We start from the raw sequence: 25,801 nt of genomic DNA on the forward strand, positions 1-25,801 counted from the left end.
CTGCGCATGCGCTTCGGCATCGGCATGAACACCGACCACACCCTCGAAGAGGTCGGCCAGCAGTTCAGCGTCACCCGCGAACGCATCCGTCAGATCGAGGCCAAGGCCTTGCGCAAGCTCAAGCACCCCAGCCGCAGCCGCAAGCTGCGCAGCTTCCTCGACAGCTGACGCCGGCCGGTCTGCTTCGATGAGCTGGCTGACCGACAGGCTGACCACGTTGATGGAGGAGCGGGAGCTGAGCGTGCGCGCCGTCGCGCGACAGCTCGCGCTCGAGCGATCGCGCATGGCCAAGATCGTCGCCGGCGCGGCGATTCCGAACGAAGACCTGGTCAAGCGGTTCGCCCGCTACTTCGGCGAGCAGGTCGAGGTATGGGTCAGCCACGCCGAGCGGCGCGATGATACGCGGTCGTTGGACGGCGCGAGCTGGTTCAGCATCCTGGAGCCGCGAAAGGCGCTGAAGCTCGACGCGCGTTACGGCGCCCAGCATCGCGACGGCGAACCTACCGTCTATTAGGGCGCGCCCTTAGCGCCAGCCGTAGTTGAAGCTCAGGCTGATCCGCTCGGCCTTGGCGCGATTGGCCGGCACCTCGTGGCGCAGCCAGCTCTCCCACATCAGCACCGTGCCGGCCTTCGGCGTCAGATAGACGAAGCTGCGGGCGGTCTCCTCCGCGTCGGTGCGCCGGGGCGGAGCGGCCATCATCAGCGGCAGGCGGGGATCTTCCAGCTTGAGCGCGCTCGCGCCCGGAGGGACAGCCACATAGACCGTCCCGGAGATCACGCTATGCGGGTGGATGTGGCCTGAGTGCGCGGCGCCGGGTTTCAGGACGTTGACCCACAGACTGTCGAGCTTCAGCCGGCCTGCGCCAAGATCCAGCGATAGCGCGTCGGTGAAAGCGACGGCGTGGCGGTCCAGCTTGGTCTTCAGCGTCGCGAACGCCGTGGCGCGCTTGGGCAGGTCGTCTAGCGAGGCGTAGGAGGTGTAGCCGCCGTAGCCTTCGCGGCGGCTCCAGGAGCGGCCCGCCGCGTCCTCGGCCGCCAGCATCTGGCAGGCGTCTTCCAGATCGGCGTTGAAGGCGGCGAACCCTCGCTCTTCGGCGAGGCTGGCCTCATAGACCTGGGTGACGAAGAGCGGGCGCAGCGGCATGAGGCAGCGGCTAGGCGGTCCGCCGGCGGTTGTCAAAGGCCGCTCGCTCAGCCGTAGGCGGGCAGGGAGAACGCCACCACGGCGGCCGGGTCCACCACGACCTCCTCGACGTTGCGCACCTGCACGCCGATGACGTGGAGCTTCAGGAGGTCGCAAAGCGCCTCGCCGTCGACCAGGTCGATGAGCGGCGCGCCGTCGCGGGTCGCCTCGCGGCGAGCCTCGGCGGTGAAGACCCCCGTGGTCAGGATCAGTCCCTTGTCGGCGCGCCCGACCATGGCGCCTCGGAAATCGCGCACCACGCCTGGCCCCACCGAGCCCTTCCATCGCTTGCACTGGAAGAACACCCGGAACGACAGCAAGTTGACCCGCAATACGCCGGCCCCGTCGATGCCGCCGTCGCCGGAGCGGCCGGTGACCTCAACCTTGGTGAAGCCCGCCTCGCGCAACAGGTGCTGGCAGAGCCGCTCGAACCCGTCCGAGGGCATGAGCGCCAGCACGCCCAGCAGTTCGGCGCGCCAATCGGCTTCGGCTGACGCGGGCTTGAGGCGGTTCTCCGACCTGGAGGTCAAGGGCGCGGCTCCTTGCGGGCCGCGTGATCGCGCGGCGGGTGGGCCGTCGCGCCTGACGATACGCGCCAGGGCGCTGCGGATACGCAGAACTGACCGCGCCAGACGTGCCGCGACGCCTGCGAGAGCGTCGCCTGTCCGGCCGCGCACCTTAGGGCGTTATCTGGCTGGGGCGGGCAGGGACCCGGCCTGCGGAGCCGTCGACGCGCCCGGCTCCAACTCAGGATCTAGGGCCTGCTCGATCTGGCCAAGTCTTTCGGTCATGCGGCGTTGCGCCGCCAGAACGCCATAAAAAGCCGCAGCGATTGGGTCCATGGTTCGCGCCTCCCCGAATACAACCATAGGGGGTTCAAGCTTAAGCTTTCGCGTGGAAGCGTGGTGAACCGAACCTTGCGCTTGTTCGGCCTGCGGCGATGCGCGCTACGCCCGACCGGGCGCGGTGATTGCGCTGAGGGCTTGTGATAAGTATATCCGCTGGCCCGGCTCTGGCTCCGCGATGTTCAGCGGGCCGACGCCGTCGCATTGGAGTGTTCGCGCCGATGATGCTGACCATGATGAAGGCCAAGCTGCACCGCGCGACGGTGACCCAGGCCGATCTTCACTACGAAGGCTCCATCACCATCGACAGCGATCTGCTGGAGGCTTCGGGCATCCTGCCGCACGAGCAGGTCGACGTGCTGAACATCGACACCGGCGCGCGCTTCACCACCTATGCGATCGAGGGCGTGCGTGGTTCGCGGGTGATCGGTGTGAACGGCGCCGCGGCCCGCCTGGTCCAGCAGGGCGACAAGGTGATCATCATCTCCTACTGCCAGTTGGCCGCGGAAGAGGCGCGCAACTACCACCCTTCCGTCGTGTTGCTGGGCGAAGGCAACGAGATCAAGTCCGTAGCGTGAAATCGCGCGCGGTGGCCGCCGCCTTCATCGCGGCGGTTTGCGCGCTGGCGCTCGCCGCCTGCGGATCCGACCTGCCGCCCGACGTTGACCAGACGGCGCTCACCGACGCGATCTCTGGCGCGGTAGGCGATCCGTCCACCTGCCTGCTGGTGGCCGAGGCCGCATCGGGGCGCGTGATCTACCGCTACAACACCCACATGGTCTGCGCGCGGCAGCTTGCGGCCTGCGACGCGCCCGACAGCCGCCGGGTTGGCGATCTGCTCAAGGCGGTGGCCGCGGACGGGCGGTCGCGCGCGTCGACCTGCGACAATCCGAAGGACGCCGCGCGCACCATCGCCTGGAGCGCAGGGCCGGTGACCGGACGCAAGCTGGTCTATGCCGCGGTCATGGATGGGGAACGCACGTTCCCCAGCCGGATCATGACCGAGCGCATAGACGCAGCCCTGCGCAATGCCGGCCTCGCCCGCTAGCGGGTCAGCTCGTAGAGACCTGAAACGTCGATCCGCACCCGCAGTTCGCCCGGCGACACCGGCGTGGAGTCGGCCTTCTCCATCCGCGCCATCGACACCATCGGCATCGGCGGCGGGGAGGGCGAGTAGCCGCCACCTTCGCTCAATGACACCAGTCGCCCGATCCGATAGCCGGTGGCCCGCGCGTAGAGGTCGGCCTTGGCGCCCAGCGCCTTGACCGCGGCCTCGCGCGCGGCGTTCTCAGCCGTGGTGGGATCATTCAGGCCGAAGCTGATGCTGTTCACCTGGTTGGCGCCGGCCTCCACGGTGGCGTCGACGGCGGCGCCCAGCTTCTTCAGGTCGCGCACGGTGATGCTCACCTGGTTGGTCGCCTGGTAGCCGCTCAGGCGCGGGGCGACGTTCTGCTCATAGACATACTGGGGGTTCAGGTTGAGGCCCGAGGTCTGGATGTCGCGCTCGGCGATACCCGCGCGACGCAAGGCCGCGATCACCTGGGTCATGCGCGTGGCGTTGGCCTGCATCGCTTCGCTGGCGGTCTTGGCCTCGGTCATCACGCCCAGGCTGATGGTGGCGATGTCCGGGGCGGCGCGCACTTCGCCGTAGGCCTGCAGGTTCAGGGTGGTGGCGCGGAACATGGTGTCGGCGGCCGGCGCCGTCTGGGCGAACGCGGGCGGCGCGGCGACAGCAGCGGCCATCAGGACGCAAAGTGTGGCGGCGCGGAGCGAGGATTTCATCGGGGCAGTCTCCAGAGGGCAGCAGGGATCGGCTGCGCAGACCTAGCGAGCGCCACCTGAATGCAGGCTGTACGCGCTGGCGGGCTGCGCGCAAGGCCCGCGAGCGCGTCGACAAGCGCCGTGGCGGACGCTACACACGGCCCCGCTGGGCCTGTAGCTCAATGGTTAGAGCCGGCCGCTCATAACGGTCTGGTTGCAGGTTCGAGTCCTGCCGGGCCCACCAGCGCGCTTTCAAGGGGCGGATCTACCTTAAGTCCCTGTCTGCAAACAGCTTCTCACGTCGCACTGTGACACATTCGTGCGCCGCCATGAGTGAGCGTGAGTTGGCGAAGTATCCCGGATTGTTCGCCGCGATGGCGGTGTTTGGTGCGTGAGGAAGCGGATCCCGGACGATCTCCGGCAGGTTTAGGGTCGTCGGACATCAGGCGGAGCTTGAAGACCTCGGGCCGCAACGACGCGGTCGGGCGGTATCACTCCGAAATGGCTGAGATCGCGGAGCACTTCAAAACGCTTCGCGCTGAGCTTGAGGCCAGAGGGACTATCGAACACGGGCTGTCCCGGGCAGGATCGAACTGCTCGGCCGCGCTGAGGTGGAGAAGCTCGCCTCGATTTATCTGGATGATTTGGCGCTATAGTCGGGCTTCTGCCGGACGCACCAGCAGGGCTCCGCCAGTGTCCAGTCACATCCACGATGCTAGCATAAGACGTTGAATCTATAATCTATCTTCCAGGCTCGCCCGCGAACTGCCGCGGGCTGCCACGAAGTTTGTTGATACGATTTCATCCTCGGCGCCAATCTAAGACGGCAAGCCCACTTTTCGCACTCAGACTGGATGGGCAGCCGTCCTCGCACTGAACCAAGGGCATTCGAAAGGGCTGACTACAAATGGCGCGCTCCGACTTGCAGAATAAGGTTGCGCTGATCACCGGCGGCTCTCGCAGCATCGGCGCGGCGATCGCGGTTGAGCTGGCCGGGCGGGGCGCGAAGGTCGTCGTCAACTTTGTTTCGAACGCAACGGCGGCAAAGGATGTCGTGCGCGTCATCGAAAGCAACGGGGGGACGGCCATCAGTGTGCAGGGCGATGTCTCCCAGCAATCCGATGTCGTCGCCCTGATCCATGAGACGGTCAAGCAGTTCGGGCGGATCGATATTCTCGTCAACAATGCCGCGATGCAACGCAGGCAGCCGTTTCCGAATGTCGATCCGATCTACTTCCACGAAATGTTCGGTACGAACGTCCTTGGCCCTATCATGGTGACGCAGGCGTCGCTGCCGCATTTTCCTGCATCGGGCGGCCGTGTCATCAATCTGTCGTCGCGGGTTTCATTCAGCGGCGGAAGCGGCGACACGGTCTACGCCGCGACCAAGGCGGCGGTTCGGCGCTTGACGCAAAGCTTTGCGAAGGAACTCGGCCCCCGCAATATCACGGTGAACTGCGTCGCGCCCGGTATGATCGAAACGGAGGGCTCCGCTGATCTGCCGCCCGGCTATCGCGAACGGACGTTGAGCGAAACACCGCTTGGACGGATCGGCCAATCAGACGACATCGCGGCGATCGTCGGATTTCTGGCCTCTGAGGAGTCGCGCTGGCTCACTGGCCGCACGCTGTTGGCCGACGGCGGAAAGAGCGATTATTGGTGACCGGGGACAGCGTCCCCGTGGCCGACGTGAGTCCTGCCGGACCCACCGGCGGCGTTCCAGCGATCTGCCTGATGCAAATCCGCCAGAGACATGCCGGCGCGGCGAAGTCGTCTCTCTGACCCCGCCGCACCTGCGCGTCTTATTTGATGTTGAACATCTCGAAATACTTCGGCAGCGGCCACAGCTCGTCGTCGATCACGCCTTCCAGGGCGTCGGCGGATTTGCGCACCGACAGCATGAGCGGGCAGATCTTCTCCGAGCAGAATTTCAGATGGGCTTCGATCGAATCGAAATCGTGCTTGCCGATCTCCGCCTGCAATTTGGCGACATCCGCCATCATCGCATTGGCGTTCTCGACGGCGCCGCCCAGGCCATTGTCGGAGAGTCCGAGCTTGGCCGCTTTCGACACCGCCGTGATATGCGCGACCGCCGCCGGATAGATCTTGGTGGTGGCGATGTTGATGACCAGCTTGGCCTCGACCTCGATGGATTGAACGTATTGCTCGGCATAGACGTCGAAGCGGCTCGCCAGTTCCTTGGGCGACAGAACGCCGGTGGTCTCGAACAGCTCGACGATTGGCTGTTCTTTGAACACGGGCAGGGCCTCAGCCGAGGTGCGCAGATTGCGCAGCCCGCGCTTTTCGACCGCTTCCTTGTGCCAGTCCATCGAATAGCCGTTGCCGCCGAAGACGACCTGGCCGTGCTTCTCCATCACTTCCTGCAGAACGACGATGACCGCCTGGGTCTGGTCGGATTTCGAGGCGAGGGCGGCTTCCAGCTTTCCGGCCATCCAGTTCAGCGAGTCGGCCAGGATCGTATTCATCGCCACCAGCGGACCAGACACCGATTGCGACGAACCGACGGCGCGGAATTCGAAGCGATTTCCGGTGAAGGCGAACGGCGAAGTGCGGTTGCGATCGCCCGGGTCGCGCTTGAATTTCAGGATCTGGGACAGGCCCATGTCCATCATCCCGCCTTCGGCCTTGGCCAGCAGCTCGCCAGTCTTGATGTCCTGGAAGACGCTTTCGAGCTGGTCGCCCAGATAGACGGACATGATCGCCGGCGGCGCCTCATTGGCGCCAAGTCGGTGGTCGTTCGAGGCCGAGGCGATGACGGCGCGCAACAGCGGGCCATAGAGATGCACGCCGCGGATGACTGCGCCGCAGAACAGCAGGAAGTTCAGATTGCTGTGCGGGGTGTCGCCCGGATCGAGCAGGTTGCCCTGGGTGGCGTTGCCGACCGACCAGTTGACGTGTTTGCCCGAGCCGTTGACGCCAGCGAACGGCTTCTCGTGCAGCAGGCACATGAACCCGTGCTCTTTCGCGGTCGACTTCATGATCGTCATCATCAACTGCTGATGATCGGCGGCGACGTTGGCGGCTTCGAAGTAGGGTGCGAGTTCAAACTGACCGGGCGCAACCTCATTGTGGTGCGTCTTGGCCGGGATGCCCAGGCGATAGAGCTTGTCTTCGAAGTCCTGCATGAAGACCTGGACGCGGGCCGGGATCGCGCCGAAGTAATGGTCGTCGAATTGCTGACCCTTGGCGGGCGAGGCGCCAAACAGGGTGCGTCCGCACAGCAGCAGGTCTGGGCGGGCGTTGGCGAAATTCTCGTCGATCAGGAAGTACTCCTGCTCGGCGCCGCAGCTTGAATTGACCGTGCCGATCTCGGTCTCGCCCATCAGAGTCAGGACCTTCTGGGCGGCCTTGTTGACCGCCAGGTTCGAGCGCAGCAGCGGGATCTTCTTGTCCAGCGCTTCGCCGGTCCAGGAGACGAAGACGCTGGGGATCATCAGGACGGCGCCATTGGCGGTCGTCATGACGAAGGCCGGGCTGGTCGGGTCCCAGGCGGTGTAGCCGCGCGCAGCGTTGGTCATGCGCAAGCTGCCATTGGGGAAGGAAGAGCCGTCCGGCTCACCCTTGATCAGCAGGCTGCCAGTGAATTCCGTGATCGATCCACCTTCCGGATTGGTGATGATGAAGCCGTCGTGCTTCTCCGCGGTGATGTTCGTCATCGGATAGAAGACGTGGGAGAAGAACTTGGCCCCCTTGGCCATCGCCCATTCTTTCATTGCGGCGGCGACCACCTCGGCGACGGTGGGATCGAGCGCGGCGCCCGTCATCACCGTGTTCTTCATCGCCTTGAAGGCGTTCTTGGAGAGCGCCTCTTCCATGGTGGCGAGATTGAAGACGTCGCTGGCCCAGATGTCCTTCAGAGGCTCGGTCTGGGTGTAGGTCTTGGAGACGCGGTTGGTGATCTGCGCGATCGCCTGCGCCCGCGATTGATTGGAACTCATGAATTCGCCCTTTGCCCGAATGTCTGCCTTGAGCATCAGCAAGCCGGGCGGAGACGGGTCAACGAAGTCCGATGCGATCGTTGAAAGCTTGCAGTGAATCGTCCGAACGAGGCGTAGTCGTGCTCAATAAGTATGCGATCTGCACGCATGCGAACTCTCGCCTTTTCGCCAGCAAGGCGCGGAACTGGCAGAGCTGTCGCTTGATGACTGCGTGTCTTGCCGCGGGCGGCAGGCGCTGTGCAGCGGGTGGTCGACGGTGTCGTCCGCGGCTTCTACAGCCACTGCGCCCGTTTGAAGCGCGAATAGAGGATGGCGCAGAGCACGACGATCACGCCGACCACCAGGAAATAGCCGTAGCGCCAGCGCAGCTCGGGCATGAAATCGAAGTTCATGCCGTAGATACCGGCGATGGCGGTGGGCACGGCTAGGATCGCGGCCCAGGCGGCGAGGCGGCGTGTGATCGTGCCCTGTCGCTGCTGCTCCAGCAGGGTGCTCGCCTCGAACACCGACGACAGCACGTCGCGCAGGGTCTCGACCAGCGAGGCGACCCGGCGGATGTGGTCGAGCACGTCGCGGAAGTAGGGGCGCACCTCCGCGTCAATGCACGGCATGTCATGATGGACCAGCCGCGAGATCACCTCTTCCATGGGCCCCAGGATTCGCCGAAAGCGCATCAGCTCGCGCCGCAGGGTGAAGATGCGGGTGATCTGCTCGCGGTTCAGGAAGGCGTCGAGGGCGTAACGCTCCATGGCCAGCACTTCCTCCTCGATCTCCTCGACGATCGGCAGATAGCCGTCGACGATGAAGTCGAGCACCGCGTGGAGGACGTAGTCGACCCCGTGCTTGAGCTGGCTGGGCGCGGCCTCCAGATGCTGGCGCAATTCGACGTGGCCGCGGGCTGAGCCGTGCCGCACGGTGATGATGTAGTGCGGGCCGATGAAGATCGCGGTCTCGCCATAGGCGATCTCGCCGCCCTCCAGGTGGGCGGTGCGGGCGACCACGAAGAGATCATCGCCGTAGATGTCGACCTTAGGCATCTGCCGCGCGTTAGTGGCGTCTTCGACCGCCAGGGGATGCAGTCCGAAGCGCGCCTGCAGCACGGCCAGCTCGCCGACCGCCGGGTCGACCAGCCCAACCCAGGCGAACTCGTGCTCCGCCACATCGAGGCTCTCCGGCGACATCGGGTCGATCTCGCGGATCCGCTCGCCGTTCCGATACACATAGGCCGCAACGACTGGCATTCGTCCTCCACGCAGGCTCGCAGACCGCCTATTCGCTAGCGCTGTTTTGGCTCCGCGGCGAGCCCGGCGACGGGGAGCGGGTTCAACCGACCATCCGGTCGCGCCCTGCCCAGAAGGCGGCGCGCAGTTGCTTCTTGTCGACCTTGCCGACCGAGGTGGCGGGCAGGGCGTCCATGAAGTCGATGCGCTTTGGCGTCTGCACTGGACCCTTGCGGGCGCGCACGTGCTGCATCAACGCCTCGGCCTCGACCTGGGCGCCGGCGCGCAGCACCACGGCGGCGGCCACCGCCTCGCCCCACTTGGCGTCGGGAACGCCGAACACCGCGACCTGGGAGACCGCCGGGTGGGCGCTGAGCGCGTCCTCGACCTCGCGCGGATAGACGTTGAAGCCGCCGGTGACGATCATGTCCTTGCGGCGGTCGACGATGTAGAGATAGCCCCGCGGATCGGCGCGGGCGACGTCGCCGGTATGCAGCCACCCGTGCTGGGTGGCCTCGGCGGTCAGCTCCGGCAGGTTCCAGTAGCCTTCGAAGGCGTGGACGCTGCGCACGCAGATCTCGCCGGGCTCGCCCTGCGCCACCTCCGACCCGTCCTCGTTCAACAGGCGCACGTCGACCCCCGGAACCGGCACGCCGCATGAGCCGAAGCGCTCCGGATTGGCCGGGTCGTGGTCGGCCTTGCTGAGGACGCTGATCGGATAGCATTCCGACTGGCCGTAAAGCTGCGAGAACACCGGGCCGATGCGCTGCATGCCCTCGATCAGCCGGCTAGGGGACATCGGCGATGCGCCGTAGAGCAGCAACTCCAGGGAGCTGAGATCGGCTGTATCCAGATCGGGGTCGTCCAGCAGGCCGTAGATCATCGTCGGCACCATCAGCGCCATGTTGATCCGCTCGCGCGCGATGGTGTCGAGCACGCCGCGGCTGGAGAAGCCGTTCATCAGGTGCACCCGACCACCCTTGAACAGGGTCGGCAGGATCTTCTGGCCGGTGACGTGGCTGATCGGGGCGACGGCGAGGTAAATGGGATTATCGGGGATCTCGAAAGCGCCCAGCACCGCGCCCGGCCGCGCGGCGGCGGCGACATGGCGGGTGACCACGCCCTTCGGCCGCCCGGTGGTGCCGCCGGTATAGTTGAGCACCGCCAGGTCGTCGGCTTGGGCGAGGTCGCGGGCGGTGACCGCGCCGGCGTCTTGCGCCGCGGCCAGAAGGTCGATCCCGTAGTCGGCCTGGCCCAGCGTGAAGAACACGCCGACGCCGGCCTGAGCCGCCAGTTCCGCGCCGCGCGCGCCGTGCCGGGGCACATCGACGACCAGGGCGTCGGCCTCGGCGTTGCCGACCTGATACAGATGGTCGTCCAGTGAGCCGATGGGGTGCAACGGCGTCAGGCTGAGACCGTTGGCCTGGGCCGCGACGCCGGCGCACCAGGCCTCGACGCGGTTGCCCGCCAACAGCGCCAGGCGTTTCCCACGAACCAGTCCGTGGGCCGCATACACGCTCTGGAAGCGGGCGATCAGGTCAAGGGTCTGGGCGTAGGTGATTTCGCCGCCCTCCCAGCTGAACGCCACGCGGTCGGGGTGGCGCGCGAGGACGCGCAGCGACAGGCCGCTGAGCGTGCTGCCCGCGCGTACAGGCTGGTCGGTCATGGCTGCATCTCCCTGACTTCAGCGACGGCCGCCAGGTATTCACGCCGCGTCGTCTCGATGACCTCGGCCACGCCTTGCACCGCGCCGACGCCGGACACCGAGTGTCCGGCGCTCCAAACGTCGACCCAGCGCTGGCGGCCGGGACCCGCCTGGCCGCCCCCGTACATCTCCGCCGAACTGCTGACGCTCACCGCCTCGTCGAGCGAGGCGGGATCGAGGCCGACGGCACGGATCGACGGTAGCAGCATGTTGGTGTTGAGCCCGGTGAAGGCCTTGGTGGTCATCACGTCGTCGAGCGTCGCCTCGACCAACATCGCCTTATAGGCGTCCTTCGCCATGCTCTCGTGGGTGGCGATCAGCTTGGTGCCCATGTAGGCGAGATCGCAGCCGAGGGCGCGGGCCGCCCACAGAGCCTGGCCGTCTGCGACGCCGCCAGCCAGCACGATCGGGCCGTCGAAGATCGCCCGGACGGCGCGCACGAAAGCGAAGGGGTTCATCCAGCCGGTCTGTCCGCCGGCGCCTGCGGTGAGCAGCACCAGCCCGTCGGCGCCCGCCTCGATCGCCTTCTGCGCATGGCGCAGGGTGGCGACGTCGGCCAGCACCAGACAGCCGGCGTCACGCAGCGGCGCGACGACGGCGGCCGGCGAGCCGACGCTGGTGATGACGACCTCGACCTTGGCGCGGATCAGCCTGGCGAGGTCGTCGGCCATTCTCGGCGAGCGGATGATCAGGTTGGCGCACCACGGCGCAGCGGGGGGCTCCACGGCGGCGAGCTCGGCGTTGATGCGCGTAAGCCACGCATCCAACTCCTCGCCCGAACGAGCGTTGGCGGTGGGGAAGGAGCCGACCACGCCGGATTTGCAGGCGGCGATCACCAGATCAGGCCCCGAGACGCGCAGCATCGGCGCTGCGATCAAAGGCAGGCGGAGGCGGCGCGTTATGTTTTCCGGCAGGCGCGCGGCCATCATCTCCATCCCCTACGCGGGCTCTCAGGCACCGCGCTCGACCCAACCTAGTGGCGTGCGAGGGTGCGGCAAGCTCAGTTCTGGACCCAGGTGGCCGATTCATCTGGGCGAGGCGTGAACGCGATGCGTATCCTCGTCCAGCGCGCCATCAGAGCGCGGCGGGAGGATGCGATGCGGAAGACCCTGTCTTTGATTGCAGTGACTTGGGCGGCGATGTCGGCGGGCGCGATGGCCCAACCCGCCCCGCCTGTCGAACCGGACATCACGTTCATCAGCGCCGAGCAGACCGCGGCGCTGATCGCCAAGGCCAAGGCCGAGCGCAAGGACACGGCCATGGCGCCGGTGCAGACCATGGTTCGCGCACCAGGCCTGCGCGCGTTGGTGGAGTATCGGGTCGGCCCGACGCCGGCCTCGATTCACGAGCACGAGGCCGAGCTGTTCTACGTGCTCGAGGGTTCCGGCGCGATGATCGTCGGCGGCGCCCTGACTGACGCCAAGCGGGCCAACGCGAGCAACTTCACCGGCACGGGCGTCAGTGGAGGCGTGACCTATCCCCTGTCCAAGGGGGACTTCTTGTTGGTCCCCGCAGGTACTCCGCACTACTACGCCCAGGTCGGTACGCAGGGCCTGACGGTGATGAGCCTCCACATCCCGGTCGCGCCCTGAGCCGCGCGATGCACGACCACGATCTGGGGCACGGCCGATGACCATGCTACCCTGGCAGGGATGGGCGCTGCTCTCGGCGGTGTTCGCGGCGCTGACCGCGATCTTCGGCAAGGTCGGCGTCGAGGCCATCAACAGCGACTTCGCGACCTTCATCCGGACCATCGTGATCCTTTTCGTGCTGGGAACGATTGTGCTGGCGACGCAGCAGTTCCAGTCGCTGAACGGTGTTTCGGGTCGGACCTATCTGTTCCTGGCGCTGTCCGGGCTGGCCGCCGGAGCATCGTGGATCTGCTACTACCGGGCGCTGAAGTTGGGCGACGCCGCGCGCGTCGCGCCCATCGACAAGATGAGCGTGGTGCTGGTCGCTGTCTTTGGCGTCGCCTTCCTCGGCGAGCGGCTTTCGGCGCGCAACTGGGCTGGCGTGGCGCTGATCGCCGTGGGCGCGGTGCTGGTGGCCCTGAAGCGCTGAGACCGGTCGAAGGTCTCAAGGCCGTAGCTCAGGCCATGCCCCCGTAAGAGCACGCGCGCATGCGCAGGGAAGGGGCCGATCGAGAAATCGGGTCGCGGCATGCCAAAGCACGGGGCTGCAATCTGGGCGCGCGATCACGATGTCACGGTCGTTCCACGATTCCATAACCCGCGGGCGTTATAGGGAGAGGATGTTGCAAGCCGATACCCTGCACCCGCGAGACCTGACGCCGGCGGACGACGCCGCCTGGCGCTTGCTGTGTGCTTCAGAAGTCGGCCTGTCGGGGCCGTTGCTTGGCCCTGATTTCGCGCGCGCGGTCGGAACGGTGCGCGAGGACGCCCGGGTCACGGTGTGGCGCGAGGACGCCGCCGCCGTGGGGTTCCTGGCGCATCATCGCCGCCCAGGCGCCTTTGCACGTCCGATCGGGGCGCCCCTGTCCGATTACCACGGGCTAGTGGCCCGCCAGCGGCTGGACCCGGCCGAGGCGTTGGCCGCGGCAGGCTTGAACGCCTTTCGGTTCACCGGGTTGATCGATCCGACAGGCGCCCTGGAGGGCGCGATCAAGAGCAGCCGCGAGGCGTTCGTTATTGTCCTCGACGGCTCGGCCGAGGACTACCTGGAGGCCCTGCGGGCTGCGAGTCCCAAGCGGTTCAAGAACTATCGCCGCCTAGACCATAAGCTGGAGCGCGATGTCGGCCCGCTGAGCGTCGTGGCGCCCGATCGGTCGATCGAGGCCTTCGAGGCGCTGATCGCCTGGAAGCGCGATCAGCTCGAGCGGACGGGCGGCCACGACTTCCTGCGTCCCGTCTGGACCGACCGGCTCATGCGCAGCCTGCTGGCGCGCACGGACGGGGATTTCCAGGGCCTGATGGTCAACCTGTATGCAGGCGAGCGTCTGGTCGGCGGACATTTCGGTGTGCGCCTGGGCGCCCAGTTCCATCCCTGGATCGCCTCAATGGACCCGGAGCTGGCGGCCTGGTCGCCGGGGCAGGTGTTCCTGTCGCGGGCGATCTCCGCCATGCCGTCGCTGGGTCTCGTGCGCTACGACCTCGGGCCCGGCCACGAACACTACAAGCGCCCCTTCGCGTCGCAGACGGTGAGCGTCCACGAGGGTCTGGCGACGACGCTGCGCCCGGCGGGACGCGCCATGCAGGCGTTCGAGGACACCTGGGCGCTGGCCGGCGCACGGCGCGGCGGGGCGGTGGAGCGTCTGCGGCGCAGGCTGGACGTGATCGCCACGGTGGAGCTGTCGCTGCCGGGCCGCGCGCGCGCGCTGGCCCAGGCGTTCGCCGCCCAGACCCGCAAGCGTCAGGCGGCGGACTCGGAGATCGCCGGATGATCCTTGTGAGCGTGGTGATCCCCACTCAACGCCGTCCCGTAGGCCTGGCCGCGGCGGCCGGTTCGGTGCTGCGGCAGACTGGCGTCGATCCCTCCAGCGTTGAGCTGCTGGTGGTGGACAACGACCAGGCGCCGTCGGCGGAGGCGATGACGCAGGCCCTGGCCGTCCAGGCCCCGTTCGCGGTGCGTTACATCCACGAACCCAGGGCGGGCGTCGCCCATGCCCGCAACGCCGCAATGGCCCAGGCGCGCGGAGATTTCGTGGCCTTCCTCGACGACGACGAGGAAGCGCCGAGCGGCTGGTTGCACGCGCTGCTTGACGTGCAGGCGCGCTTCGACGCCGACGTGGTGTTCGGCCCCGTGCGTGGCCGCCTGCCCGATGAGGCCGAGCAGCATCGGCCTTATCTCGAACAGTTCTTCTCGCGCGTCGGTCCGGACGACGCCGGCCTGCTGGATCACTATTATGGCTGCGGCGACAGCCTGGTGCGCCGTGCGGCGCTGCCGGACGCGCACGCGCCATTCAGCGCAGAGCGCAATCACATCGGCGGCGAGGACGATCTGCTGTTTGGTCAGATGAAAGCGCGGGGCGCGCGCTTCGCCTGGGCGCCCGACGCCTGGGTGTGGGAGGACCCCGCACCGGGACGGCTGAGCCTGCGCTATACGCTGGCGCGGGCCTTCGCCTATGGTCAGGGGCCCTCGGCGGCCTGTGCGGCTCAGAGCCCGCCGGACCGGTTGGGCGTCGCCAAGTGGATGGCGGTGGGGCTGGGACAGGCCGCGGCGTTCGGCGCGCTGGCGCTGGTGAAGTGGGCGGTGCACGCGCAGGATTTCGCCTTCACCCTCGACCGGGCGGCGCGCGGGCTGGGCAAAACCTTATGGTGGGGGCCATTCAAGGTGCAGTTCTACGGTCTGAGCGTGACGGCATGAGTGTGATCCTCGACTGGACCCCGCAGAAGGCGCGCGCCTTCACCCACGAAAACCTGGGGTTCGAGCACGGCCTGCACGAACGCCCGATGTTCACCGACGAGGGCCTTGCCGAGCTGCTGGACCGCTATCCACGCGACAAGCTCGGCGTCTTCACCATGGGCGAGGACCCGGTCGCCTGGACCACGTGGCGGCGCGGCTCGCCCGGCCAGCTCAGTGGCGAGCAGCTGCTGGAAGCGGCCAAGGCCGGGCGGATCTGGCTGAACCTGCGTGAAACCAACCGCTATCTGCCCGCCTATTCAGCGCTGTGCGACGAGATCTTCGCCGACAAGGCGGCCCACGCGCCGTCCGTGCGCACCCTGAAGCGCGACCTGGGCGTGCTGATCTCCTCCGCCAACGCCCAGGTGTTCTACCATCTCGACGTGGCGCTGGTGTCGTTGTGGCAAATCCGCGGGGTGAAGCGGGTGTGGGTCTATCCGGTGGCCGCGCCCTATATCCCCGAAGAGGCGCTGGAGCGCATCGTGCTGCGCGAGACCGCTGAGCAGTTCGCCTTCGAGCCGCAGTGGGACGCCGCGGCCGAGGTCCATGAGCTGACGCCTGGCCGCATGGTCACCTGGCGGCAGAACGCGCCGCACAGGATCGAGAACGGGTCGATGCTGAACGTCTCGCTGTCGATTGAATTCATGACGCCGCGGGCGCTGCTGCGCGCCAATGTAATCTACGCCAACGCGGTGCTGCGCCGGCGCGCCGGCGCGCGACCGCGCATCCAGCAGGGCTTCACCCCGCTGGCCGTCGGCAAGGTGGCGGTGGCCCGGGCGGCCAAGGCGTTGAAGCTGCATGCACCGAACGAGCGCGTGCTGCCGCCGACGTTCCGGCTCGATCCGGCCAAGCCGGGCGTGCTGGAAACCCTCTGAGCCGTCAATTCAAACGCCTGTTGGCTTACGCGGCGTCGCCCGGTTAAGGTTTCGCCCGGCAAGAATTTATCCAGGGAGTCAATGATGGGCGAGGCCTATATCGTCGCGGCGACGCGCACCGCAGGCGGGCGCAGGGGTGGACGGCTGCGGGGCTGGCACCCGGCCGATCTGGCGGCCGCCGTCCTCAACGATCTGGTCGACCGCACGGGCATCGACCCGGCGCGGGTCGAGGACGTGCTAATGGGGTGCGTCTCCCAGGCCGGCGAGCAGTCGGTGAACGTCGGCCGCGGCGCGGTGCTTGCCTCCAAGCTGCCTGAGAGCGTGCCGGCGACCACCATTGATCGCCAGTGCGGTTCCTCACAGCAGGCGCTGCAGTTCGCCGCCCAGGCGGTGATGAGCGGCACCATGGACGTGGTCATCGCCGCGGGCATCGAGAGCATGACGCGGGTGCCGATGTTCATGCCCACCGACCTTCCGGAGAAGAACGGCTTCGGCCACCCCAAGAGTCCAGGCCAGGAAGCCCGCTACCCGGGCATCGCGTTCTCGCAGTTCATGGGCGCCGAGATGGTCGCCGAGAAGTACGGCCTCGTGAAGGACCAGCTCGACGAATACAGCTTCGACAGCCACCAGCGGGCGATCGCCGCTACGCAGGCAGGCGCCTTCAAGGACGAGATCCTGGCGCTCGACGGCGTTGACGCCGAAGGCGGCGCGGTGCGCCACGACGTCGACGAAGGCATCCGCTTCAACATCACGCTCGAGGGCATCCAGACCGTGAAGCTGCTGCGTGAAGGCGGCATGATCAGCGCGGCTTCGGCCAGCCAGATCTGCGATGGCGCCTCGGGCGTCATGGTGGTGTCGGAGCGGGCGCTGAAGGAGCACAACCTCACGCCGCTGGCGCGAATCCACCATGTGTCGATCCTGGGCCACGACCCGGTGATCATGCTGGAGGCGCCGATTCCCGCCACGCACCGGGCGCTGGCGAAGGCCGGGATGAAGATGGACGACATCGACCTGTTCGAGGTGAACGAGGCGTTCGCCTCGGTGCCGGTGGCCTGGCTGCAGGACACTGGTGCGGATCCGGCGCGGATGAACGTCAATGGCGGCGCCATTGCGCTGGGCCACCCGCTGGGCGCATCCGGCACCAAGCTGATGACCACCCTGGTCCATGCCCTGAAGGCGCGAGGCAAGCGTTATGGCCTGCAGACCATGTGCGAAGGCGGCGGCATGGCCAATGTGACGATCGTCGAACGGCTCTGACAATCGGCGGCGCCGGTGATTGGCCGGCGCCGCTCCAGACTTTGACGGGCCGACCGGCGCGGAATTGTCACGTCTGCAAAGATAATTGGTCTGACCGCCCTGCAGGTCAGCCCATCGAACATATTCCACCTTGACGGTGTGCGGTCGCGACCTAGCCTTGATCATAAGGGGAGGGCCGCAATGAGCCTCATACTGATGCTCGTCGCGGCGGCTGCGCCCGCGGCGGCGCAAGTCGAAACACAGGCCGCTGCGCCGTTGCCGCCGCCCGCCGTGGCGCCGGACCAGGGCATCATCGCCTACCCGGCCAGCTTCTTCGCAGACACCTCGCCGACCAGCGCGCTGGACATGGTCCAACGCCTGCCGGGCTTCCAGTTCGACAAGGGTCAGGCCGTCCGCGGCCTAGCGGCCGCCGCCGGCAATGTACTGATCGACGGCGAAGCGCCGGTCGCCAAGAACGATACGCTCGACGAGATCCTCAAGCGCATCCCGGTTTCGGCGGTGCTGCGGATCGAGCTGATCCGCGGCGGCGCGGGCGGCTACGACATGCAGGGCCGGCCGGTGCTGGCCAACGTGGTGCAGCGCGACACCTCCGGCTTCAAGGGCGCAACCACGCTGAGCGCCTCGTCAATCGACGACGGGCGCGTGCTGTCGAATATCCGCACCGAGGGCCAGTGGCGTTGGCCGGGCGGGCGCATCGCCGAGTTCTCGATCCTCTACGGGGCGTTTCCCGATGACTACTGGGGCGACGGGCCGCGGGTCCGCCTGGGCCCCAACGGCGCGACCCAGATCCAGTCGAATTACGAGGCCGAGGGGCGCATCTACCGCAAGTTCGTGACCGGCGCCTACGAGACGCCCCTGGCGGGCGGCAAGCTGCGGTTGAACGGCGCCTACCAGCCTTATGTGCAGGACTTCGAGGTCACCGACCGCCTGATCGTGCCTGGAACGGTGGAGTTGCAGCACGACACCTACGCCTGGGATCAGACCGAGTTCGGCGCCCGCTACACCCGCGACATGTCCGAGCGGATCACCGTCGAGGCGGTCGGCTTCCAGCAATGGCGTGAAGCCCAGCAGGACTCCAACTTCCGCGGCGTTGTGCGGCGACTGTTCTCGCTCAACCGGCAACTCGAGGAGACGGTCGGGCGGGGCCATGTGCAGTTCCGCCAATCGCCGGCGCTGACCTGGGAATTCGGCGGCGAGGCGGCGCTCAACACGCTGGAGGCCGAAACCAAGCTGGTCTCCAACGGCGTGCCCGTCGTGCTGCCCGCGGCGAGCGTGGCGGTGGAGGAGAAACGCGGCGAGGTGTTCGGCACCGTCACCTGGCGGGCCAGCGACCATTTCAACCTGGAAGCGGGCGTGCGCCAGGAACGCACCCACGTCACATCGGTCGGCGATTTCGCGGTAGACAAGACGTATAAATACACCAAGCCGCGGATCCAGGCGAACTGGTCGCCGACCTCCACCGACGAGGTGCGCCTGCGCATCGAGCGGGAGGTCGGGCAACTGGAGTTCAACGATTTCGTCGCCTCGCCGACGGTGGCCAACACCGGCTCGGTCGTCGCCGGCAACCCCGACCTCGCGCCGCAGGACGGGTGGATGTACGAGGGGGTCTACGAGCGACGCTTCGGGCCGGCGACCGCAGTGTCGCTGACCTTCCGCCATCTCGATATCAAGAACGTCGTCGACCGCGTGCCGCTTTTCATCGGCGGCGTGCCAGTGGCCGACGGACCGGGCAACCTGGGCAAGGGGCGGCGCACGACGCTGACCCTGGACCTGAGCGTGCCCCTCGATCGCTGGGGCGTCACCAGCGGTCTCCTCAAGGGCAGCGTCACGATCCGCCGCAGCAGCGTCACCGATCCGCTGAATGGCGTGGAGCGGGAAATCTCCTCCGCCCGACCCATCGAATGGGATTTGCACTACGTCCAGGACCTCGCGCACCTGAAGACCACGGTCGGGATCGACATCAACAAAGGCGCGTCCGACAACGGCGGCTTCCGCGACCGGATCTATCGGTTCAACGAGATCGAGAACCGCAAATGGGACCCGTGGGTGAACCTGTTCGCAGAGTACAAGCCGTACCCGAACCTGCAGATCCGGCTCGAAGTACAGAACCTGACCGAGCGCAGCTTCCAGCGTGAGCGGGTGGTGTTCGTGGGCGCGCGCGACCGCACCCCGTTGCTGTTCGACGAGGTCCGCGACCTGCGCTGGGGCCGGGTGATCGCGCTGAAACTGCGCAGGACCTACTGAGGCGGGCTTATTCGGGACGGGCGGCGACGCGCCAGATGCTGTCGCCCACCTCGTCGGCCGCCAGCAAGGCGCCGCGAGAGTCCACGGCCACGAGGATCGCCTTGGCCATGGAACCTCCTTCACGCTTCGTGCGTAATGCCTCGCCCGCCGCGGGGTTCAGATAGCGACCAGCCAAGCAGGACGAATGATCTCCCCGCCCCAAGGTTCATGGCTTCGATCGGTGCGCGAGCGGCTGGAATTCCGCACCTTGGCGCTGATCGTCGCAGCCGGGGCCTGCCTCTGGGCCTTTCTCGAGATTTCCGACGACGTCAGCGAGAACGACACCGCCAGCCTCGATCGCACCCTGCTGCTGGCGCTGCGCACGCCGGGACACCCTGCGGATCCAATTGGATCTCGCACCTTCGAGGAGGCGATGCGTGACGTCACCGCGCTCGGCGGCTTCACCTTCCTCACGCTGCTGGTGACCCTGACCGTGCTGGCCCTGCTGTTCTATCGCGAGCGGCGTCAGGCGATTGTCTTGGCGGCGACGGTCATCGCCGCCCAGCTTTCGGCCGACCTGTTGAAGGGTATCTACGCCCGACCGCGCCCGGACCTCGTTCCGCACGGCAGCTATGTCTATTCGCACAGCTTCCCGAGCGGCCATTCCATGCTGTCCGCAGTGGTTTTCCTGACTATGGCGGCGATCCTGTCGTCCCTGCAGGAGCGCCGCAGCGCGCGCGTCTTCATCCTCGCGGTCGCGGTTCTGTTGACCGTCGCGGTGGGGATCAGCCGCGTTTACCTGGGCGTCCATTGGCCCAGCGATGTGGTCGCTGGCTGGACGCTGGGGGCGGCCTGGGCCTTCGCCGGCAGGCTGGCGCTCAGCGTATGGCGTAGCCGAAGCGAAGCCGCCGAGCGCTGAGCGCTCAGACCGTCGTCGGGGCCTCAGCCTTCAGGGGCTCCAGCGCCGAGGTCACCGCATCCTCGACCTTTTCCAGCCAGACGAACTTCAGCCTGTCACGCGCGTCGGCGGGGATGTCGTCGTAGTCGCGGCGATTGCGAGCCGGCAGCATCACCTGGGTGAGACCCGCGGCGGCGGCGGCCACGACCTTCTCCTTGATCCCGCCCACCGGCAGGACCAACCCGCGCAGGCTGATCTCGCCGGTCATGGCGGTGTCGCTACGCACCGTGCGCCCCGTGATCAGCGAGGCCAGCGCGATGTACATGGCCACCCCGGCGCTGGGCCCGTCCTTCGGCGTCGCGCCGGCCGGCACGTGGACATGGATGTCGTTCTTCTCGAACGAAGCTGGGTCGATCCCCAAGGCGACGGCCTGGGTCTTCACCAGGCTGAGCGCGGCCTGGGCGCTCTCGCGCATCACCTCGCCCAATTGGCCGGTGAGGATCAGTCGACCGGCGCCGGGCGTGCGCGCCGCCTCGATGAACAGGATGTCGCCGCCCACCGGCGTCCAGGCGAGGCCGGTGGCCACCCCCGGCACGCTGGTGCGCATCGCCGTCTCGTTCTCGTAGCGGGTTTGGCCAAGGATCTCGTCGAGGTCGTCGGGCGTGATCTTGATATGCTGGGTGGAGCCTTCGGCGATCTGCACGGCGGCATGGCGCAGGACGCGGCCGATCTCGCGTTCCAGGTTCCTCACCCCGGATTCGCGCGTGTAGGACTGGATGATGCGGGCGAGCGTCGCCTCTTCGACCTCGACCTGTTCGGCCTTGACGCCGTTAGCCTCCAGTTGGCGGCGCAGCAGGTAGCGCTTGGCGATCTCCAGCTTCTCGCCGGCGGTGTAGCCAGCCAGGGAGATGATCTCCATGCGGTCGCGCAAGGGCCCCGGGACGGTGTCCAGCATGTTGGCCGTGGTGATGAACACCACGCGGCTCAGGTCGAACGGCACGCCCAGGTAGTTGTCGCGGAAGGTGCTGTTCTGTTCCGGGTCCAGCACCTCCAGCAGGGCCGCGGACGGGTCGCCCTGGATGCCCGAACCCATCTTATCGATCTCGTCCAGCATCAGCACGCAATCGCGCGACTGCGCCTTGCGCAGCGCCTGGATCACGTTGCCGGGCAGCGCGCCGATATAGGTGCGGCGGTGGCCGCGGATTTCCGCCTCGTCGTGGACGCCCCCCAGGCTGATGCGGGCGAATTTGCGGCCCATGGCGCGCGCGATGGACTGGCCGAGCGAGGTCTTGCCGACGCCGGGCGGGCCTACGAAGCAGAGGATCGGAGCCTTGCCTGGGGGCGCCAGCTTGCGCACCGCTAGGTGCTCGATAATCCGCTGCTTGATCTTCTCCAGGCCGTAGTGGTCGGCGTCGAGGATGCGGCGGGCCTCGGCGATGTCGATCTCGGCCGGAGCGGGTTCGGCCCATGGCAGCTCGATCAGCCATTCGAGGTAGGTGCGGATCATGCCGTGTTCGCCCGCCGCTTCCGGCGTGCGCGCGAGGCGGCGCAGCTCCTTGCGGGCCTGTTCATCGACCTCCGGCGGCATCTGGGCTTTGTCGACCGCCTCGGTGAGTTCGGCCACCAGCCGAGCGCCGCCTTCGTCCTCGCCCAGCTCGCGCTGGATGGTCGCCATCTGCTCGCGCAGCACCGCTTCACGCTGGCGCTCGCTGAACGCCTGTTGGGTCTGACGGCCGATCTCCGCCGACAGCCGCAGCACCTGCAGGCGACCGGCCAGCAAGGCCGAGACCTTGTCCAGCCGCTCGACCAGGGCGACGGCCTCCAGCACCGCCTGCTTCTCCGGCGGCTTAGCGTCCATGTAGGCGGTGATCAGGTCGGCGAGCGCGCCGGGCGCCTCGATGCCGCGGATGGTCTGCTTCAGCTCCTCGGGCGACTGCGGCAGCAGCTCCAGCGCTTCCAGCGCCTGCTGGCGTGCGTTGAGCACACGCGCCTCGACCTCGGGGCCGGCGTCGGTCGGCTCGGGGATCAGTTCGCCGCGGGCCGCCAGATAGGAATAGCCGGCGAGCATCTCGGTGATGCGAAACCGCTGTACGCCCTGGCAGATCAGATGGTGCTCGCCTTCGGGGCTGGTGACGTAGCGCAGGATGTTGGCCACCACCCCCACGGGATAGAGGTCCGCCGCGCCGGGCTCGGCCAGGTCCGGGTCGCGTTGCAGGACCACGAGGATCTGCCGCTGCTCGCGCACCGCCTGCTGGGCGGCGGCGACCGAGGCCGGGCGGCCGACGGTGATCGGCAGCACCACCTCGGGGAACAGCACCAGCTGGCGGGTCGGAACGACGATCAGCGCGTCGGCAGGGGGATGGCGCGGGACCTCGGGCGCGGTGGTCATGGGCGCTGCCGGGGCGACGGGTTGGGCGGGGGCCTCGTCGGGCATGGGACCTCTCACGCGCTCTTGTGCAGGGTGACGGCCAGGCAGCCGTCGATCATCTGACGGCTGACCTGGTCGTAGCGGCCGGCCGGCAATGGTACGCGCCGCTCGAATCGCCCTTGGGGCAGCTCCAGCCGGTGGATCACCGCGGTGCGGAAGGCGTCGGGCAGGGCGCGCACGCCGGAGATCACCAGCTCGGCGCCGTCGATCACCGCCTCCACCTGGCCCTCGGCGACCCCGGGCAGGGCGGCGAGGATCAGGACCTCGGTGGGGGTCTCCAGCACGTCGACCGGCGGCTCCCAGCCCAGGTGCGCGCTGCGCGCCGGCGTCGGCTGGAACATCTGGCGATGCAGGCGTTCGGCGCGGGCGATCATGCCCAGCGCGTCGGCCCACATCCAGTCGTTGGGATTGCGCATCGCCATGCCGTCTCCGCCCTGTCAGTCCTTGCAAGCGGCGTTGGCCGCCTGCGGGTTCCCCGTGGGGTCCACGTCGGCCGTGAAGGCCGGACGCGGCGCAGTCTAACGCCCGGCGCGGCGCGGCGTGAACCTGGCCTGCCGCGTGGGCGTTGATTTTTCGCGAGTCGGGGCGATCTGAGAGGGGCAAAGGAGATCATGTCGATGGGTCAGTTGGTGTGCGCGTCGTGCGGAGCGGTCAACCGCACGCCGGAGGGTAAGGACCCCGCGGCGGCCAAGTGCGGCCGCTGTGGCGAGAAGCTGCTGAGCGCGGCGCCCGTCGAGGTGACCGCCGCGCAGCTCGACGCTCACCGCCGCGCGACCAGCGGCGCGGCGCTGCTGCTGGACGTCTGGGCGCCTTGGTGCGGACCGTGCCGCGCCATGGCCCCGCAGTTCGCCGCCGCCGCAGCGCGGCTGGAGCCCAAGGTGAGGCTGTTGAAGCTCAACTCCGAAGCCGAGCCCCAGGCCGCCGGCGCACTGGGCGTCTCCGGCATCCCTGCGCTGATCCTGTTCAAGGACGGCAAGGTCGCCGCTCGCACCGCCGGCCTGATGAGCGCGGACCAGATCGTGGCCTGGACGGAGCAGGCGCTGGCGGCGGGTTGACACTCGGTGACCACGGCTCATGGATCGGCGTCGCGGTTACTATTTTGTTCTCGACAGATCTGGGTGGTGTCTCAGTTTGAAATCCGGCCCCGTTGACAAGCATCGCGCTCAGGCGCGGGCGCCGCTATGATGCGATCATGGACGAAGATGAGCGGATTGACGTGTACGGGCGCCAGCGCGAAGCGGCGCTGGGCGTGATCACCGACATTGATGAGGGACATATCGAGCATTTCGATTTGTCGGTTGACGGCGAGCGCATCAACATCACTGCGGAGTGGCGAGCGCAGAAGGTCCGCGAGGTCGCAATGCTCGACCGCATGATCGCAGCGTGGAAGCAACTCAATGCCTAAAAGGACCCGATAGAAGGTTTGGGCGACCGGTGCCTACGCGGCGCCGGACCCAGCGCTTCCGCGACCGAGGGTTCACGTGTTATTGGGCAAGTGCATGAAATCATGCACGAAACTGCATCGGCACGAGCCCTTCAAAAATTTCTGTGAAAACTCAATCTCCTAGCAGCCGGCTGTCCGTCGCACCTATGATGGACTGGACGGACCGGCATTGCCGCGTGCTGCATCGGGCGCTGACGTCGCGGGCGCTGCTTTATACCGAGATGCTGACCGCCCAGGCGGTGCTGCATGGGGACAGGGCGCGGTTGCTGGGGTTCGATGCGTGCGAGCATCCCGTCGCCCTGCAGCTTGGCGGTTCCGATCCCGAGCTGCTGGCCGAGGCCGCGCGGCTGGGCGAGGCGGAGGGCTACGACGAGATCAACCTGAACGTCGGCTGCCCGTCGGACCGGGTGCAGAGCGGTCGGTTCGGCGCCTGCCTGATGCGCGAGCCGGAACTGGTCGCCGAATGCATGGCGGCGATCGGGGCGGCGGTGTCGGTCCCGGCGACGGTCAAGTGCCGGATCGGCGTCGACGACCAGGCCCCGGAAGAGAGCCTGTTCACGCTTGTGGACCTGTGCGCCCAGGCGGGCGTTCGCACCTTCGTCGTGCACGCGCGCAAGGCCTGGCTGAAGGGCCTGTCGCCGAAGGAGAACCGCGACGTCCCGCCGCTGGACTATGGGCTGGTCTACCGGCTGAAGGCCCAGCGGCCGGACCTGACCATCGGCATCAATGGCGGCATCGCCTCGCTGGCGGAGGCCCGCACGCATCTGGAGCATGTGGATGCGGTGATGCTGGGCCGCGCGGCCTATCACACGCCGGCTTTGCTGGGGGATGTGGACGCCGAGGTGTTCGGCGAGGACGCCCACGTCAGCGCGTTCGAGGCGGTGGAGCGGTACCGGCCCTACATGGCGCGCGAGCTGGCCCGCGGGGTGCATCTGCCGGCCATGGCGCGGCACATGCTGGGGCTGTTCCACGGTGCGCCGGGCGCGCGGGCGTGGCGGCGGATCCTCACTGTCGAAGGCGTGAAGCCCGGTGCGGGCCTTGAGGTGCTGGACGCCGCGCTGGCGGCGGTCGCCGGCTCAGGGTCGAAGGATCAGCGCCGAGCGGGTGGCCTCGAAACGGGAGAGGCGGCCTAGATAGGTCATGCCGAGCAGCGAGGCGTCGAGGCCCTTTTCGATCACCAGGGCGTCGACGTCGTTCACGCGCGCGCCGGCCACCGAGACGCTGGCCAGCTTGATCGCCGCGCCGCGTGCGGGTCCCGCAGCCGTGGTCACCGTATAGCGATAATCGAGGTCCTTGGGCGCGAAGCCCAGGCGCAGCGCGTCCTCTGGCGTCAGCGCCACGGCGGTGGCTCCGGTGTCGACCAGGAAGCGCACGCGCGCGCCGTTGACGTCGGCTTCGGCCCAGTAGTGGCCGTCGCTGGCCTTGCTGATCTGGGCGGCGTGATCGGCGGCGGGTTCGGGCGCGGCGCGCGCCACCATCGCAGACTGTTGGATCTGCACCGCCGGCTCACGCGCGGCGGTCATCGCCTCGACCGCCTTGGCCGCGCCAACCGCGGAGATGGCGCTCGCCATGGCGATCACCGTTAGCTTGAGCATTTCGACACCCGCCTCATCAAAGGCCTGCGGCCGTTCTCGGCCTGTTGTG

The 25,801-nt window shown here is 67.6% G+C and carries 26 protein-coding genes and 1 tRNA gene; 17 read left to right on the top strand and 10 right to left on the bottom strand.

The window, feature by feature from the left end; genetic code table 11:
• Together Q8R27_RS06290 and Q8R27_RS06295 are read left to right on the top strand one after the other, a co-directional pair.
• Positions 1-168 (top strand): sigma factor-like helix-turn-helix DNA-binding protein (locus tag Q8R27_RS06290; protein WP_292528123.1); only part of this gene is annotated, 168 nt, incomplete at its 5' end.
• A gap of 19 nt (positions 169-187) precedes the next feature.
• Positions 188-514: a helix-turn-helix domain-containing protein gene (locus Q8R27_RS06295; protein WP_305698209.1), complete on the top strand. Its 327-nt coding sequence runs from the start codon at positions 188-190 to the stop codon at positions 512-514.
• 9 nt (positions 515-523) lie between these two features.
• Here Q8R27_RS06295 and Q8R27_RS06300 read toward each other — a convergent pair whose 3' ends face one another.
• Together Q8R27_RS06300 and Q8R27_RS06305 are read right to left on the bottom strand one after the other, a co-directional pair.
• Complete coding sequence (locus Q8R27_RS06300; RefSeq protein ID WP_305698210.1) at positions 524-1,144, bottom strand: TIGR02466 family protein; 621 nt, start codon at positions 1,142-1,144, stop codon at positions 524-526.
• Positions 1,145-1,191: 47 nt separating this feature from the next.
• A complete protein-coding gene (locus Q8R27_RS06305; RefSeq protein ID WP_305698211.1) occupies positions 1,192-1,713 on the bottom strand; it encodes a restriction endonuclease in 522 nt (173 codons plus the stop codon).
• A gap of 536 nt (positions 1,714-2,249) precedes the next feature.
• Between Q8R27_RS06305 and panD the strand changes: the two genes are divergently transcribed.
• The gene (gene panD, locus Q8R27_RS06310; protein ID WP_305595272.1) at positions 2,250-2,606 is read left to right on the top strand and encodes an aspartate 1-decarboxylase; all 357 of its coding nucleotides are present in this window, start codon (positions 2,250-2,252) and stop codon (positions 2,604-2,606) included.
• Positions 2,603-3,076: a hypothetical protein gene (locus Q8R27_RS06315; RefSeq protein WP_305698212.1), complete on the top strand. Its 474-nt coding sequence runs from the start codon at positions 2,603-2,605 to the stop codon at positions 3,074-3,076. Before panD ends, Q8R27_RS06315 begins: the two co-directional genes overlap by 4 nt.
• On the opposite strand, the gene Q8R27_RS06320 is transcribed toward Q8R27_RS06315, so the two are convergent.
• Entirely contained in the window at positions 3,073-3,810 is a 738-nt protein-coding gene (locus Q8R27_RS06320) for an SIMPL domain-containing protein (protein WP_305698213.1), read from the bottom strand. The two genes, Q8R27_RS06315 and Q8R27_RS06320, sit on opposite strands and share 4 nt — an antisense overlap.
• 147 nt (positions 3,811-3,957) lie before the next feature.
• Between Q8R27_RS06320 and Q8R27_RS06325 the strand changes: the two genes are divergently transcribed.
• Together Q8R27_RS06325 and Q8R27_RS06330 are read left to right on the top strand one after the other, a co-directional pair.
• Positions 3,958-4,033 (top strand) — tRNA-Ile (locus tag Q8R27_RS06325).
• 663 nt (positions 4,034-4,696) lie between these two features.
• Complete coding sequence (locus tag Q8R27_RS06330; protein ID WP_305698214.1) at positions 4,697-5,452, top strand: SDR family NAD(P)-dependent oxidoreductase; 756 nt, start codon at positions 4,697-4,699, stop codon at positions 5,450-5,452.
• A 139-nt stretch (positions 5,453-5,591) separates the two neighbouring features.
• Here Q8R27_RS06330 and Q8R27_RS06335 read toward each other — a convergent pair whose 3' ends face one another.
• The 4 genes from Q8R27_RS06335 to Q8R27_RS06350 all read right to left on the bottom strand — a co-directional run bounded on the left by Q8R27_RS06335 (position 5,592) and on the right by Q8R27_RS06350 (position 11,536).
• On the bottom strand, positions 5,592-7,748 hold the full coding sequence (locus Q8R27_RS06335; RefSeq protein ID WP_305698215.1) for a glutamine synthetase III: 2,157 nt from the start codon (positions 7,746-7,748) through the stop codon (positions 5,592-5,594).
• Positions 7,749-8,020: 272 nt separating this feature from the next.
• A complete protein-coding gene (gene corA / locus Q8R27_RS06340; protein WP_305698216.1) occupies positions 8,021-8,989 on the bottom strand; it encodes a magnesium/cobalt transporter CorA in 969 nt (322 codons plus the stop codon).
• An 82-nt stretch (positions 8,990-9,071) separates the two neighbouring features.
• Positions 9,072-10,634: an AMP-binding protein gene (locus Q8R27_RS06345; RefSeq protein WP_305698217.1), complete on the bottom strand. Its 1,563-nt coding sequence runs from the start codon at positions 10,632-10,634 to the stop codon at positions 9,072-9,074.
• Positions 10,631-11,536 carry a nitronate monooxygenase family protein gene (locus tag Q8R27_RS06350; RefSeq protein WP_305698218.1) on the bottom strand — a complete coding sequence of 302 codons (906 nt, stop codon included), beginning with the start codon at positions 11,534-11,536 and terminating at the stop codon, positions 10,631-10,633. Before Q8R27_RS06350 ends, Q8R27_RS06345 begins: the two co-directional genes overlap by 4 nt.
• Before the next feature lie 234 nt (positions 11,537-11,770).
• Here Q8R27_RS06350 and Q8R27_RS06355 point away from each other — a divergent pair, with 234 nt between their 5' ends.
• From Q8R27_RS06355 to Q8R27_RS06390, 8 genes are all read left to right on the top strand, one after another.
• Entirely contained in the window at positions 11,771-12,265 is a 495-nt protein-coding gene (locus tag Q8R27_RS06355) for an AraC family ligand binding domain-containing protein (RefSeq protein WP_305698219.1), read from the top strand.
• A 37-nt stretch (positions 12,266-12,302) separates the two neighbouring features.
• Positions 12,303-12,734 carry an EamA family transporter gene (locus Q8R27_RS06360; RefSeq protein ID WP_305698220.1) on the top strand — a complete coding sequence of 144 codons (432 nt, stop codon included), beginning with the start codon at positions 12,303-12,305 and terminating at the stop codon, positions 12,732-12,734.
• Positions 12,735-12,924: 190 nt separating this feature from the next.
• The gene (locus Q8R27_RS06365; protein WP_305698221.1) at positions 12,925-14,073 is read left to right on the top strand and encodes a GNAT family N-acetyltransferase; all 1,149 of its coding nucleotides are present in this window, start codon (positions 12,925-12,927) and stop codon (positions 14,071-14,073) included.
• On the top strand, positions 14,070-14,996 hold the full coding sequence (locus Q8R27_RS06370) for a glycosyltransferase family 2 protein (protein WP_305698222.1): 927 nt from the start codon (positions 14,070-14,072) through the stop codon (positions 14,994-14,996). The genes Q8R27_RS06365 and Q8R27_RS06370 overlap by 4 nt, the downstream gene beginning before the upstream one ends.
• Positions 14,993-15,907, top strand: coding sequence for a hypothetical protein (locus tag Q8R27_RS06375; protein ID WP_305698223.1), 915 nt, complete (start codon positions 14,993-14,995; stop codon positions 15,905-15,907). Before Q8R27_RS06370 ends, Q8R27_RS06375 begins: the two co-directional genes overlap by 4 nt.
• Positions 15,908-15,991: 84 nt before the next feature.
• Positions 15,992-17,164 carry an acetyl-CoA C-acetyltransferase gene (locus Q8R27_RS06380; RefSeq protein ID WP_305698224.1) on the top strand — a complete coding sequence of 391 codons (1,173 nt, stop codon included), beginning with the start codon at positions 15,992-15,994 and terminating at the stop codon, positions 17,162-17,164.
• A gap of 180 nt (positions 17,165-17,344) precedes the next feature.
• Positions 17,345-19,408: a TonB-dependent siderophore receptor gene (locus tag Q8R27_RS06385; RefSeq protein WP_305698225.1), complete on the top strand. Its 2,064-nt coding sequence runs from the start codon at positions 17,345-17,347 to the stop codon at positions 19,406-19,408.
• Positions 19,409-19,592: 184 nt separating this feature from the next.
• Positions 19,593-20,306 (top strand): phosphatase PAP2 family protein, encoded by a 714-nt coding sequence (locus tag Q8R27_RS06390; protein ID WP_305698226.1) that lies wholly within the window; start codon positions 19,593-19,595, stop codon positions 20,304-20,306.
• Between the two features lie 4 nt (positions 20,307-20,310).
• On the opposite strand, the gene lon is transcribed toward Q8R27_RS06390, so the two are convergent.
• The gene (gene lon, locus Q8R27_RS06395; RefSeq protein ID WP_305698227.1) at positions 20,311-22,719 is read right to left on the bottom strand and encodes an endopeptidase La; all 2,409 of its coding nucleotides are present in this window, start codon (positions 22,717-22,719) and stop codon (positions 20,311-20,313) included.
• An 8-nt stretch (positions 22,720-22,727) separates the two neighbouring features.
• Complete coding sequence (locus Q8R27_RS06400) at positions 22,728-23,135, bottom strand: Hsp20/alpha crystallin family protein (protein ID WP_305698228.1); 408 nt, start codon at positions 23,133-23,135, stop codon at positions 22,728-22,730.
• A 195-nt stretch (positions 23,136-23,330) separates the two neighbouring features.
• On the opposite strand from Q8R27_RS06400, the gene Q8R27_RS06405 reads away from it, so the two are divergent.
• The 3 genes from Q8R27_RS06405 (at position 23,331) to dusA (ending at position 25,290) form a co-directional block, all read left to right on the top strand.
• Positions 23,331-23,768 carry a thioredoxin domain-containing protein gene (locus Q8R27_RS06405; protein ID WP_305698229.1) on the top strand — a complete coding sequence of 146 codons (438 nt, stop codon included), beginning with the start codon at positions 23,331-23,333 and terminating at the stop codon, positions 23,766-23,768.
• Between the two features lie 137 nt (positions 23,769-23,905).
• The gene (locus Q8R27_RS06410; RefSeq protein ID WP_305698230.1) at positions 23,906-24,118 is read left to right on the top strand and encodes a hypothetical protein; all 213 of its coding nucleotides are present in this window, start codon (positions 23,906-23,908) and stop codon (positions 24,116-24,118) included.
• Positions 24,119-24,255: 137 nt separating this feature from the next.
• Positions 24,256-25,290: a tRNA dihydrouridine(20/20a) synthase DusA gene (dusA, locus tag Q8R27_RS06415; RefSeq protein WP_305698241.1), complete on the top strand. Its 1,035-nt coding sequence runs from the start codon at positions 24,256-24,258 to the stop codon at positions 25,288-25,290.
• Here the strand turns inward: dusA and Q8R27_RS06420 are convergent.
• Positions 25,234-25,752, bottom strand: coding sequence for a TIGR02281 family clan AA aspartic protease (locus tag Q8R27_RS06420; RefSeq protein WP_305698231.1), 519 nt, complete (start codon positions 25,750-25,752; stop codon positions 25,234-25,236). The genes dusA and Q8R27_RS06420 overlap by 57 nt on opposite strands.
• Positions 25,753-25,801: the final 49 nt, after the last annotated feature.

This window comes from Phenylobacterium sp., from assembly GCF_030697305.1.
Classification (GTDB): domain Bacteria; phylum Pseudomonadota; class Alphaproteobacteria; order Caulobacterales; family Caulobacteraceae; genus Phenylobacterium.